This is a genomic window from Nostoc mirabile CHAB5784 (assembly GCF_020829645.1).
GTDB lineage: Bacteria > Cyanobacteriota > Cyanobacteriia > Cyanobacteriales > Nostocaceae > Nostoc > Nostoc mirabile.
Genome location: NZ_JAIVFS010000085.1, coordinates 1 through 12,169, shown reverse-complemented (window position 1 = coordinate 12,169; position 12,169 = coordinate 1). Strand labels below are relative to the sequence as shown.

General features: G+C 48.5%; 12 protein-coding genes and 2 pseudogenes. 1 reads left to right on the top strand and 13 read right to left on the bottom strand.

Features of this window, described 5'->3' with window-relative positions; translation table 11 throughout:
• Positions 1-102 precede the first annotated feature (102 nt).
• From LC653_RS33740 to LC653_RS33695, 10 genes are all read right to left on the bottom strand, one after another.
• Positions 103-660: a nucleotidyltransferase family protein gene (locus LC653_RS33740; RefSeq protein WP_229499099.1), complete on the bottom strand. Its 558-nt coding sequence runs from the start codon at positions 658-660 to the stop codon at positions 103-105.
• A complete protein-coding gene (locus tag LC653_RS33735) occupies positions 620-1,816 on the bottom strand; it encodes an XdhC family protein (RefSeq protein ID WP_229499097.1) in 1,197 nt (398 codons plus the stop codon). The genes LC653_RS33740 and LC653_RS33735 overlap by 41 nt, the downstream gene beginning before the upstream one ends.
• Before the next feature lies 1 nt (position 1,817).
• The gene (locus LC653_RS33730) at positions 1,818-4,130 is read right to left on the bottom strand and encodes a xanthine dehydrogenase family protein molybdopterin-binding subunit (protein WP_229499096.1); all 2,313 of its coding nucleotides are present in this window, start codon (positions 4,128-4,130) and stop codon (positions 1,818-1,820) included.
• Positions 4,127-5,113, bottom strand: coding sequence for an FAD binding domain-containing protein (locus tag LC653_RS33725; protein ID WP_229499095.1), 987 nt, complete (start codon positions 5,111-5,113; stop codon positions 4,127-4,129). Before LC653_RS33725 ends, LC653_RS33730 begins: the two co-directional genes overlap by 4 nt.
• Positions 5,114-5,186: 73 nt before the next feature.
• Complete coding sequence (locus LC653_RS33720) at positions 5,187-5,840, bottom strand: 2Fe-2S iron-sulfur cluster-binding protein (RefSeq protein ID WP_229499094.1); 654 nt, start codon at positions 5,838-5,840, stop codon at positions 5,187-5,189.
• Positions 5,841-6,052: 212 nt separating this feature from the next.
• Positions 6,053-6,193, bottom strand: coding sequence for a hypothetical protein (locus tag LC653_RS33715; protein ID WP_229499093.1), 141 nt, complete (start codon positions 6,191-6,193; stop codon positions 6,053-6,055).
• Between the two features lie 101 nt (positions 6,194-6,294).
• Entirely contained in the window at positions 6,295-7,332 is a 1,038-nt protein-coding gene (locus tag LC653_RS33710; RefSeq protein ID WP_229499092.1) for a Kelch repeat-containing protein, read from the bottom strand.
• Positions 7,333-7,396: 64 nt separating this feature from the next.
• Entirely contained in the window at positions 7,397-7,561 is a 165-nt protein-coding gene (locus tag LC653_RS33705; RefSeq protein ID WP_229499091.1) for a hypothetical protein, read from the bottom strand.
• A gap of 47 nt (positions 7,562-7,608) precedes the next feature.
• On the bottom strand, positions 7,609-7,818 hold the full coding sequence (locus tag LC653_RS33700; RefSeq protein WP_229499089.1) for a hypothetical protein: 210 nt from the start codon (positions 7,816-7,818) through the stop codon (positions 7,609-7,611).
• Positions 7,819-7,823: 5 nt separating this feature from the next.
• A complete protein-coding gene (locus LC653_RS33695) occupies positions 7,824-8,090 on the bottom strand; it encodes a ferritin family protein (protein WP_229499087.1) in 267 nt (88 codons plus the stop codon).
• Between the two features lie 363 nt (positions 8,091-8,453).
• Between LC653_RS33695 and LC653_RS33690 the strand changes: the two genes are divergently transcribed.
• Entirely contained in the window at positions 8,454-9,383 is a 930-nt protein-coding gene (locus tag LC653_RS33690; RefSeq protein ID WP_229499085.1) for an AraC family transcriptional regulator, read from the top strand.
• 219 nt (positions 9,384-9,602) lie between these two features.
• On the opposite strand, the pseudogene LC653_RS33685 reads toward LC653_RS33690, so the two are convergent.
• The 3 genes and pseudogenes from LC653_RS33685 to LC653_RS33675 all read right to left on the bottom strand — a co-directional run.
• Positions 9,603-9,790, bottom strand: a pseudogene (locus tag LC653_RS33685) (hypothetical protein); the annotation flags it as partial.
• A 318-nt stretch (positions 9,791-10,108) separates the two neighbouring features.
• On the bottom strand, positions 10,109-11,482 hold the full coding sequence (locus LC653_RS33680; protein ID WP_229499083.1) for an efflux RND transporter periplasmic adaptor subunit: 1,374 nt from the start codon (positions 11,480-11,482) through the stop codon (positions 10,109-10,111).
• An 85-nt stretch (positions 11,483-11,567) separates the two neighbouring features.
• Positions 11,568-12,059: pseudogene (locus LC653_RS33675) on the bottom strand (efflux RND transporter permease subunit); the annotation flags it as partial.
• Between the last annotated feature and the right edge of the window lie 110 nt (positions 12,060-12,169).

The window sequence follows — 12,169 nt, the reverse complement described above, 5'->3', positions numbered from 1 at the left end:
ATGCCTACGGCGGGCTACGCCTACGCTCTTTAGTGAAGCAACATCCAAAGGTAATTGAACTGTAAAAGTGCTACCTTTGCCCAATTCGCTTTCAACCTCAAGTTATTCCCCAACCGCTTCATTGTCAAGAAACGCTTGGTACTGGTCTGGAGTATCCAAATCGATCGCACCTTTGGGAAAAGCAAGGGTGTAAGTTTCGTTCAGATGTTGTTGAATAATTTGTCTTGCTCCGGTATCTGAATTGAGGCTCAAGAGTTCGGAGAAATAGCGATCGCTGAATAACGCTGGAACGCCAACTGTTTCTAAATAGGTCGTTGCTACAATCTGATAGTCTGTGGACTGGTAGGCTACTACTAGCTGATTGATTAGGGCTGTTGAAACAAAGGGTTGGTCACACACTAGAATTAGCACTGCGTTCAAAGCAGGTTTCTGTTCTAATAACGCGGCTAGACCTGCACTGATCGAGGTTCCCATACCTGATTGCCAATGCTGATTCTCAACAACTTGCAGCGGCAAATCTTCAATTTCAGGGCGGGTTTGATGTACAGATGCGCCTAATACTACAATCACCGGATTGCACAGTGACGCGATGCTAATTGCTGCGAGATGACGCAACAAGCTACGTCCTTGAATGGGCAGTAGCTGCTTGGGCGTTCCCATTCTCCTCGAAGCTCCAGCCGCGAGGAGAAGTAAGCCGATCTGGGTAGGTTCCATGAATCGATGCGTTACGATATTTTAGAGAAGTGCCTGAGCGATCGCTCAAGACGGCTTGAATTTCTGCCATGATCGAAAGCGCGATCGCGGCTGGTGTTTCAGCACCAATATCTAGTCCAACTGGTGCATAGAGTTTTGCGAGTTGGACATCAGTGTAAGATGCATCTTGCTGCAATTCCTGGAGCAATCGTTTTGTGCGCTGTTTTGAGCCGAGTAAGCCAATGTAGCGAATAGAAGCAGGAAGTAATACTCTAAGAGCTTCTAGATCGTCGTAGTAATTATGAGTCACAATCACGGCGACTGTTCCAGGCTGGATAGCGAGACAATCGAGCCTTTCTCGTCGAGTGAGAATTACTTGATCGCTAGTCGCAAATCGCTCGTGACTGAGTGGATTGGCGCGACAGTCTACAACCGATACATGCCAATCTAAAGCTTTGGCAAACTCAGCGATCGGAACGGCATCTTGACCCGCTCCAAAAATTATCAAGGGAATCGGCGGCTGAATGTATTCGAGCAAGACTTTAACGGGTTGAGTTGCAAGCTCGTATTGCTTCACGACAGATTGCTGATCCTGTAAAACGGCTTGAGCATCAGGAATCATTGCCTTGATTAACGCTGGCTCCGTTTCGCCCAGCATACGAATTGAATGCGAAGTTAGCGTGAGATAAGCTCCTAACTGAGTAGCAGTGTCTTCAGCTTGAATGATGCTGACTAGAACACCAGGACTGCGATCGCACCAACACTGAGCGATAAACGTAAGCGGATCGTTCGGTGGATTCAACCGCTCAACCAAGACTTGCACCGTGCCGGTGCAGCCGAGTCCAAAGCCCCACAAAATATCTTCAGTCGCCGTGTGGTCATAAGTCACGATCTTGGCTTGATTATCTGGCATTCGTTGTTGAGTGTGTTCAAATAAATCGCGTTCGAGACAGCCACCACTCACCAAGCCAATGGTTTCTCCATCTTCAGTGATCAAGAGTCGCGCACCGGGACGACGATAGGTTGAGCCTTGAGTGCCAACCACGGTTGCGAGAAAAGTGAATTTGCCCTGATGCTGGCTTTGCTCAAAGGCATTGAGAATCGATTGAATTTCGCTATTCATTTTAAATTAATTTATCCAGTGTGATTGGCAGATCGCGAACCCGCTTTCCAGTCGCGTGAAAGACGGCATTCGCGATCGCAGCTGCAACCCCGACAATCCCAATTTCACCGATGCCTTTCGCGCCAATGGGACTGACGTAGGGGTCATCTTCCTCAACAAAGTACGTCTCGATCACCGGAACATCAGCGTTGACGGGTACATGATACTCGCCGAGGTTGGCGTTGATGTAGCCCCCGGAGCGAGCATCCAGATGCGTCTCCTCCTGGAGTGCCATACTAATGCCCCAGGTGATCCCGCCGTGCATTTGGCTCGTAGCCGTCTTCAAATTGAGGACGCGACCGACACCATAACAACCGAGGACACGCGCCACTCGCACCATTCCTAAATCGGGGTCAACACGCACTTCACAGAAGTGCGCGCCGAACGAATGGAAAGAGTAGACCCCGCTCTGACTTTCTTCGGCTTGAGCGCCCCGATCTTGCTCAGTACCAGGTCGTTGATTAGCCCTAGCTGGAGCGCCCGGTGTTGCACGCTCACTTCCCGGTTGCACGCTAGCCACAACCTCAACAACCTTCTCGCCCAGACGTGCGAGAACCTGCACATAGGTTTCGCCCCGCGACGGGTTTTCACGGGCGAAGATGCGTCCGGACTCGACGGTGACTGCGCTAGGGTTAAGCCCATTGAGTGGAGAGTTTTCATCTCTCAACGCCATTTCAATTAGACGGGTTCTGAGGGTTCGGGCTGCTGCCTGTACCGCCGATCCAGCACTGGTTGCCGAAGTAGAACCTCCTGCGCCGGGTGAGAAGGGAAGACGAGTATCGCCCAGTTCAAACCGCACCCGATCAACGGGCAAACCAAGGGTTTCGGCGGCGATCTGCGTCATGATGGTGTATGTGCCCGTGCCGAGGTCGTGTGTGGCAGTCTGCACGAGAGCGCGTCCATCCGCGAAAAAGATTGCCCGTGCCGAGGCTGGACGGTAGTTTGCTGGATAGGTTGCCGATGCCACGCCGTAACCAATCAGGTAACGTCCATCGCGCATCGATCTTGGAACCGGATTACGACGCGCCCACCCAAAGCGTTCAGCCCCAAGCCGATATGCTTCGCGCAGAGACTTGCTTGACCACGGATGGTTTTCATGTTCGTCACGCTCGGCGTAGTTGCGGTTGCGGAACTCGATCGGGTCTAGCTTCAGTTCGTAGGCGAGTTCATCAATCGCGGATTCAAGTGCGAACGACCCTGAAGATTCACCGGGTGCCCGCATGAATGTGGGTGTTCCAACATTTGCACGTACCAGGCGGTGCGAAACTTCAACATTTGGGCACGAATACATTATTCGAGTCATCAAGCCGGACGATTCGACAAAATCATCAAACATTGAAGTGTGTGATGTCGTTGCATGACGGATCGCAGTCAGTTTCCCGGCTTGCGTCGCGCCAAGAGTAATCCGTTGCAGCGTTGGGGCGCGGTGTCCCGCCGAGGTAAACATCTGCGGACGTTGTAGCACCAGTTTTACCGGGCGCTTGACTCGTTGAGCCGCGATCGCTGCGATCGTCGTATGCGGCCAGTTCAGTCCCTTACTGCCGAAGCCCCCACCGAGAAAGTGCGATACCACACGCACATTTTCCTGCCGCATTCCGAACGCTGAAGCGAGAACCTGCCGCACACCGGAAACATTTTGCGTTGTATCGTAGACCGTCAGGTTGTCACCGTTCCAGAGTGCGATGGTGGCGTGTGGCTCCATTGCATTGTGGTGTTCGATCGGGGTTGTGTAAGTTTGCTCGATGCTCACAGCACCATCAAGTCCACGCGCTACGTCGCCGCGCCGCGAGTCAACCGGGCCGCCACCCCCCCCGGTTACTCCCATCGGCGGCAAAAACCCTTCATTCAGCCTTTGTGCCATCCTGCCCGCAGGCTTTTGCTCGTCGTAGGTCGCACGCACCAATGAAGCCGCGTACTCTGCTTGCTCCAGTGTGGTCGCCACTACGACCCCGATGTTCTGACCGTAGTAGTGTATTTCAGGTTTTTGGAGGATGGGTAAAGATTGACCGGCAGGCAACCAGGTGAGTTGCGCTAGACGCGGTGCATTTAAATGCGTAATCACAGCCAGCACACCGGGAGCACGTTCAGCCGCCTGGGTATCAATGCTTCTGATCCGACCACGGGCGATCGTGCTTTGGCATAACACGGCGTGTACGACGTTCTCGGTTGGTATTTCCGCTGAGTAGCGCGCGCCGCCTGTGACCTTGAGATACCCATCAACGCGATCAATGGGTTTACCAATAATGTTGTTATTGCTGTTTTGCGCCTGATTCATACTGCTGTCCCCGCTGTTGCTATGGTGAGCGATCGCACAATTGACCGTTTAGCTAATTCCACCTTGAAAGCATTGTCTTTGTAAGCTTTTGCCCCTCTTAAAGTTGCCTCCGCCGCCGCCTGAAACGTCTGCTCATTCGGCTTCGCCCCGACCAGAAGCTTTTCTGCTTCTATTGATCGCCAAGGTTTATGTGCGACACCTCCCAACGCCATTCGCGCCGTGCGAATTGTGCCATTGTTAATCTCTAGGGCAGATGCTACCGAAACGATCGCAAACGCATAGGAGGTTCGATCTCTGACTTTGAGGTAATGCGATCGTTCAGCAAACGGTGAATTGGGCAAATCCACTGCCGTAATCAACTCGCCCGGTTGCAGTGCCGTCTCGATTTGGGGTGTATCTCCCGGTAAGCGATGAAACTCCGAAAAGGGAATCGTGCGATCGCCATTTGCTCCAGATACTCGTACAACCGCCTCAAGGGCTGCGAGTGCTACGCACATATCGGACGGATGAGTTGCAATACAATTGTCGCTGGTTCCTAAAATGGCATGGATGCGGTTGTAGCCTTCGATTGCAGCACACCCAGAACCCGGTTGACGCTTATTGCAAGGCATCGTGGTGTTGGTGAAGTAGTAGCAGCGGGTTCTTTGTAGCAAATTGCCGCCGACTGATGCCATGTTTCGCAGTTGTGGCGAGGCTCCCGCAAGTAGAGCTTGCGATAGGAGCGGATAGCGCGTGCGGATCAACGGATGGTTGGCGGTATCGCTGTTTTTAGCCAATGCCCCAATTCGCACACCGTTTGTTATCGGTTCAATTTGCGACAGCTTTATTCGAGTGATATCAACGAGACGGTCAGGCTGTTCAATTCCTTCCTGCATCAAATCGAGGAGGTTTGTCCCACCCGCAATAAATTTCGTTTGGTCGCGGGTGGCGGCTTGGATCGCAGTACTGGGTTCGTTGACCCGGAGGTAGGCAAATGGCTTCATTGAGGTTGAGGGAGTTGGGAATGAGAATTTTTGATTTCAGCTGCTTGTGATCGAGATTGATGAATGTGATCGCTTATGAGTTCGCTTGACTTGCTTCCTTGACCGCCGCAACAATGCCAGGATAGGCACCGCACCGACAGATGTTGCCACTCATGCGTTCTCGGACTTCTGCATCCGTCAATTCAACCTGTCCCTGTTTTCTAACATCTGCTGCGACTGCACTTGATGCACCAGCTTTTGCTTCAGCGATCGCACCGACTGCCGAGCAAATTTGACCCGGTGTACAGTACCCGCACTGAAATCCGTCATGCTTGATGAATGCTGCTTGAACGGGGTGGAGTTCATTTCCACGTGCCAATCCTTCGATCGTGGTAATTTCCGCATCGTCGTACATGACTGCTAGAGACAAACAGGAATTGATCCGCTGTCCGTTGACTAATACCGTGCAAGCGCCACATTGACCGCGACCACAGCCTTTTTTGGTGCCCGTTAAACCAATGCGATCGCGCAATGTGTCCAGCAACGTCACACGCGATTCGATCTGTAGTGGATAGTCTTTGCCATTTACTCGGAGCCTAATCTTACTCGTTTCCACGCCCTGTGTAGTCGGAGGAGAATCACGTCTAGTTTGGGCGATTGTTCTTTTCGTAATCCCGCCAAATACACCTGTGACTGCACTAATGATGACCAACTGACTGAATCGCCGCCGTCTGAATCTAAAGTTCACTCGTTAAGCTCCGATATAATAAGTATTGATAAAAAATCTTTTCTTACCGCACCTTGGCGGCAGTCAGTCACAATGTCAAAGCAAGCTTCTGGTCGCAGGCTTTGGACATGAAGCGCGAGTAGATTGATGCTTGCAATCCTGCCTCATCCTTTCGCAGCTTTGAGAAAAGCACCTCATCCGATCGATAGATTGCAATGATGGTTGATCGAAGGTTAGATAGACTGCCCACCAGAGATTTCAATTCTCTGAGCATTCACCCATCGATTATCTTCAGAGAGCAATGCAGCGATCGCTAGTAAAGCGGTATTAGCCTTCCTACTGTGACTTAAGTTTATTAAGAAAGATGCGCTCATACCATTTCACGAAAAATCTGATACAAATAATTTCTCCTCTGCTCCTCTGCTCCCCTGCTCCTCTGCTTGCCTAAATGTATCAACTTTAAAGTGAAACGGTATCACTTGGTGGGTAACACTAGCACTTCGTGGATCGCTGTAGCTGCATTTCCACCTGTTTTGGTTGCACCACCAAATACAAAAATTCGGTTACCAACAGCCGATGCCCCTAATCCGTGTCGTGGGGTTGGCAAGGACGGCAATGCTTCCCAGCCATTGGTTTTCGGGTCGTATACCCAACTTTCGGCAAAAACTTTCTGCTCTGGAACCCACTGTTCGCCGCCAAAAACGTAAAGCTTGCCGTTCAGCGAGGTTGCAGCCAGACCACCTCTGGCTTGAGGCATCGGCGATCGCCTCTCCCAACGATCAAGCTTCGGATCGTAAACCTCAAGATTTGGCACATTCACCTGGCGGTTAGTGCCATCAGCACTCTTGGAAAACTTGCGACCACCGACTACGTAGATCTTTCCATCAATTACAGCCGACGCTGCACTGTTTCGCGCTGTCGGTGCATTAGCACGGGTCGTCCATCGCTTGGTTGTCGGATCAAATACTTCGTTTCGCACGCTGTCGATGTGGTCATTGAAAAGCCGAGCATCCTCAGTAGCTCGAACGCGCCCGCCAATCAGGTATATTTTATCGTCAACTACTGCGGATATGCCCTCAGCGCGAGCCACTGGTAGGTCAGTGCCTTTGCTCCAAGTATTAGAGGCAGGATTGTATATAAACATTGTAGGCTGGGCGCGCCAGTTCGGAAGCCCTCCTGTGAAACCGCCAACACCGTAGAGCAAACCCTTCACTGCCGACAGCGTGATGTGATGGCGTGCTTCAGGTAGTGGTCTCAATACTGTCCATGTGTCCTTGACAGGATCGTAAGACTCGAAATGAGCTGAGAACTTGGTGACTGGGTTGAGTATGCCACCGACCACATAAATTTTTCCGTTCAAAACTTCTGGATAAAGCTCTTGCCGAGCTACCGTTGCGGGTGTAGCTTTAGTCCAATACGGTAGCTGGCTTTGTGCTTGACTGAGTACGGGCGACCATAGCGTACTAACCGAAAAGGTCAAAACAAACAGGGAAAGCAGATATCTAGGCGGCATAATACATAATCCATTACTCGAATATCTTTAAGCTGAGATATTGCACCAAAAACATTTCACCATCTCAACCGATTGGACGTGGATTTCGCAGGCGAACCAACCCGTTAAACGTCTTGCCAGGATACCAGGGCGTTTGGAGAAGTTTGTCAAAACCGGGAAGGCTTTCCATGTGTTTCACCATCCGGGTACGCATTGAATTATCGGGTAGCGATCCTCTTAATGCACCCATATTCTCAGCAACGTGATTTAGGTTCGTAGTCGCGGGAATCGCGCAGGTTAGCCAATTAACGATATAGCGCCCCCCAGTACGCAAAATAGCAGTACCATAGTCGCGTTTCCGGCATTGGCGGCAACTAGGGATGGTGTTTCAAATATACCTGCACCTATTACTAGCTCAACAATTAAAGCAATTGTGTCGAGGACTGATAACGTTGGTTTTGTCGCCGCCAACTTGCTGACTGTATCCTGCTTTTGCTCGAATACCATTAGTATTAAGTCCTAGATCGGTAGTTTGCTTCACGTAGCAATTTGGCATAAGGTTCTAGGCGAGTTGCTAGAGCAGTTATCTTATTTTTGATGCAGAGAATGGTGTCTGGAGGGTCATTTGGTGATGCTTTTAGGAAATCTGTTTTCACATCTACCCTATTTAACGCCACAAGCGAGGCGGCAAAAAAGTCAATGTATTCTTCCACAAGCGCAACAATTTCCTCAAAAATTGCATGATGCTGGTAAAAATTTATGTCTTGATTCCATTGCACCTATTGCACCTGTTTAATGTAAGTTTTCAAATCTACAGCAGTCGCTAACGTTTGGTGTAACATCTCAATCACCTCAGACTGGGCTGGTTGTAGAATCTTCATCTTTTTGTAGTTATCCTAGTGGTTATAGGTCATTAGTTTCCGAAAACTGTGGATCGAGTCATAAGTGCCATTAAAAAAGCGCTTGTGCGTGATATCACTACTTAATTTGTAGTTAGATATGTTCATAATATGAGCCATAAATAGGGTTTTCAATGCCTAAACCTCGCCTTTAATTGCCTAATCCTCCAAACAACATTTTATGAATTGATGAAGTTGCGCTATGCTAATTGAGACAATCCTCAAATGAGTTGAAGAACTAGCATGGCGATTGAGATCGTTAACCACCGTGCACTCGACAATGAGTGTGAAAAATTGGCAGCATTACTCACTCGGCACACCAATGGTCAGGGGAATGGTTCTCATCCAACCGCGATCAACAAGCTGGAATTTAGACGAGCATCTTTTGTCTCCACACCACTACACCAAGTCTGCGAACCTCTCTTGGTCATTATCGTTCAAGGCGAAAAAACAGTATTGTTAGGGGAAGAAACCTATTCTTATGGTGTGGCTCAATATCTGGTGATCTCAGTCGATCTGCCACTGAGCGCGTTTGTTGTCGAGGCGACTCCAGAAAAGCCCTATTTAGCCTTCAAACTGAAATTAGATTTACGCCAACTGTGTGATATTCTCGCAGAGACTAAGGCGATCGCTAGTAACAAAGAAAACTCTGTCAAAGGCTTATTCGTCAGCAATGCTGATGCACCATTGCTCGATTGCGCGCTCAGACTAACCCGGCTCTTGGATACGCCACAGGATATCCCGATCCTAGCACCGATGATTGTCCGCGAAATCTACTATCGACTTCTGATGGGTGAACAAGGCGAAGCAGTTCGCCAAATTGCCACATCGGGCAGCACGATGCAGCGCATCGCTAAAGCCATCAAACTCATTAACGCTAATTTTACAAAACTGATGCGGGTTGAGGATCTGGCTCAGCACGCCAGTATGTCTGCTTCCTCTTTCCATTACCACTTCAAAGCAGTCACCTCAATGAGTCCGTTGCAATATCAAAAGCAGTTAAGACTATTAGAAGCGCGTCGCCTGATGCTTACTGAAGATTCCGATGCGTCCAGTGCTGCTTATCGGGTGGGGTATGAAAGTGCCTCACAGTTCAGCCGTGAATATTCCCGTCTGTTTGGTGCGCCTCCAATCGGGGATATTAAACGTTCGCGCATAGTTCGAGCAATGTGACGAATTACGTTAACGACTGTGCATAGCGTCATTAGTAATTACGAATTGGAGCGTAAAGCCTTCTCTTTCAGAGACGCTGCGCGGTAAGCGAAGCCATGCCCGAAGGGCTTTACGCTTAGCGCCTCCGGTCTCGTAGAGAAGCAACTTGACAATCCTCAAATTATCACTCCCGGTTCGCTCATTACTCAGTCAAATTGCCTTTTATCTAATTCCAGTTCAAGCGATCGCAGGTAATGTTTTTCGTTTTATATCAGAAATACAGCCTATATGTAGACGCAAAGCGGCTTCCCGAAGGGTAGGTATTTAAAAGCCTCGAAACTCCTAACATCTGGAAACAGGTTTTTATACCACTGACAATATTCATCTATAAATTTTATTGTTGGCGTAGCTGAACGAGGCTCTTTCATGCTCAGAGTCTTGGTTTCGTCGCTTATTTCTAATTATTTTCTCAAAAAAGTGACAAAAGAGGAATAAATACTTGTCCACCGACACGCACAGATTTATAAACTTTTAGCAAAAACGATTTCAGTTAAAAGTTCTGCTGACTCAATAGCAGCAGATGAAGTATTATCCCAAGGGAAGTAGCTCAATCAATTTAAGCGGGAAATTTATCTACGGATCTCCAGCATCTGAGTTCAGGAGATCCTGTCAGCCAATAGCTACCCCTCCCTGATAATGATATTCATTATTTTTGACAAGTTGAGTTTTGATTTTTGTTGAGTAATTTATTCCTTGGAAGTCGCTTGTGCAACTGGCTGCACGCGCAACCCCTCTGTGTCATCAACCGTAGGAGTGGCAATGAGCGATTCATTTCCTGTTAAACCTGATGTAATTTCTACTTCAGTGCCATAATCTCGCCCAACGGCAACTTTTTGATAATGTACAGTTTGGTCTTTAGTTACAGTTGCTACCTGCGTACCTCTGGCATTAACGACTAAGGCACTATTTGGCACAACAAAGGGAGGATTAGTGCGGTTAATGGCAATTTGAACAGTGGCATACATCCCAGGTCGCAACGTAGCGTTTGAATTCTGCACTTCTAATTGTGTCAGTAAAGTGCGAGTATTTGGATCTATAGCGTTGCTAGTACGCACGACTTTACCTGTAAACACTCGTTGTGGTAACTCTTTGACTGTAATTTGTGCTGTTTGACCAGTTTGAAGCGACTGTGATAAGCTCTGGGGAACATTTACATTCACCGTGAGCTTGTCATAAGCAGCAATAGTATAAAGGCTGGTATTGCTGGTGTTGGTGTTACTGCTACTAATGCTACTAGTATTATTGGTGTTACTACTACCGGCTGAAATTAAAACACCTGTATTGACGTTACGTGCAGTAATCACTCCGGTGAAGGGAGCAGTAACTTTCTTGTAAGATTGTAATACTGTATTACGCTGTAAGTTTGCTTGACTTGCGTAGACGTTAGCTTCTGCTGCTTTGACGCTTGCAGATTGAGAACTAACAGTGTTTTGTGCTGCCTCAACATTGGCAATATTAGCCTGATATGCAGCATATTTTGTATCTGCATCTTGTTGAGCTACTGCACCTTGCTTGACAAGAACTTGCCAACGCTCCCAGCTTTGACGTGCTATCAATAGATTAGCGCGGGCTTGCTTCAAATCAGAAATACCTTTAGCTAAATTAGCACGACTTTGAGACACATTGGCTTGTGCTTGCACTAACTGTGCATTTGCTTGCAGAACTTGCTGATCGGTGTCTGGTGAATCAATTTCTGCCAACAACTGACCAGTTCGGACGCGATCGCCAATATCTGCATACCACTGCCGTAAATACCCAGTACTGCGAGCGTAGATGGTCGTTTGATTCAGGGCTACAACACTGCCAGGTAATTCTAATTTGGTACCACCAGTAGCGCGATGGGGAGTGATCACGTTGACTGAGGGTACGGTACTTGCTTCCTTGACGGCTGCTTGTAATTCTGACCTTTGGCCTAACCGGGGCAGAATACCTATGGCCAGTAGGCTACCAAAAAAAACAACACCAAGTACAGCCCAACCAATTCCACCGATGCCGCGCCTTTGTTTTCTAGTAGTCGTTTGTTGTTCAGAATCAGGAGATGGACGATGCTGAGAATTCATAGGTAAACTGTCCCGTATTATCTAACTTTACAGAAATTGAGAATTTTGTTCTTTCCCGCCTGCCTGCCCGGCGGGAAACTGCTCATTACTTGCCTGGAGATGACGACAACGAATAGGCTGTCTTTGGATCTGAGAAGTCATCATCCTCATCAATATGACGAGGTGGTTGACGGCGCATAATGCTGTATACAACAGGTACAAAAATCAGAGTAGCGACTGTTGCCGCTGACAATCCACCGATGACAGCGCGACCCAAAGGTGCATTCTGTTCACCACCTTCACCCAGACCGAGAGACATTGGCACCATACCGATCAGCATAGCTAAGGCAGTCATCAACACTGGACGTAACCTTGTATATCCCGCCGCTAGGGCTGCTTTATAAGCATTTTCCCCTTCTACACGTTGCTCATTAGCAAAAGTAATCATCAGAATACTGTTTGATGTCGCTACACCTATACTCATAATTGCACCCATTAAGGAAGGAACACTTAGGGTAGTGTGGGTGACAAATAGCATCCAGATGATCCCTGCTAAGGCACTTGGCAATGCCATCATAATAATTAGCGCTCTTTTATTACTCTCATGAGAGTATAATTAATTACTAACAGTTTAACTTAGCAAGGGTATTTAATTGGGTTCAAGAACGGCTACCTCCACGATCACCGTGGTAGATCAGTACTGCGATG

Excerpts from the sequence above, each read along its gene's own strand:
- LC653_RS33740 (WP_229499099.1), bottom strand. The coding sequence starts at position 660 with ATGGGAACGCCCAAGCAGCTACTGCCCATTCAAGGACGTAGCTTGTTG.
- LC653_RS33735 (WP_229499097.1), bottom strand. The coding sequence starts at position 1,816 with ATGAATAGCGAAATTCAATCGATTCTCAATGCCTTTGAGCAAAGCCAG.
- LC653_RS33730 (WP_229499096.1), bottom strand. The coding sequence starts at position 4,130 with ATGAATCAGGCGCAAAACAGCAATAACAACATTATTGGTAAACCCATT.
- LC653_RS33725 (WP_229499095.1), bottom strand. The coding sequence starts at position 5,113 with ATGAAGCCATTTGCCTACCTCCGGGTCAACGAACCCAGTACTGCGATC.
- LC653_RS33715 (WP_229499093.1), bottom strand. The coding sequence starts at position 6,193 with ATGAGCGCATCTTTCTTAATAAACTTAAGTCACAGTAGGAAGGCTAAT.
- LC653_RS33710 (WP_229499092.1), bottom strand. The coding sequence starts at position 7,332 with ATGCCGCCTAGATATCTGCTTTCCCTGTTTGTTTTGACCTTTTCGGTT.
- LC653_RS33705 (WP_229499091.1), bottom strand. The coding sequence starts at position 7,561 with ATGGGTGCATTAAGAGGATCGCTACCCGATAATTCAATGCGTACCCGG.
- LC653_RS33700 (WP_229499089.1), bottom strand. The coding sequence starts at position 7,818 with ATGGTATTCGAGCAAAAGCAGGATACAGTCAGCAAGTTGGCGGCGACA.
- LC653_RS33690 (WP_229499085.1), top strand. The coding sequence starts at position 8,454 with ATGGCGATTGAGATCGTTAACCACCGTGCACTCGACAATGAGTGTGAA.
- LC653_RS33680 (WP_229499083.1), bottom strand. The coding sequence starts at position 11,482 with ATGAATTCTCAGCATCGTCCATCTCCTGATTCTGAACAACAAACGACT.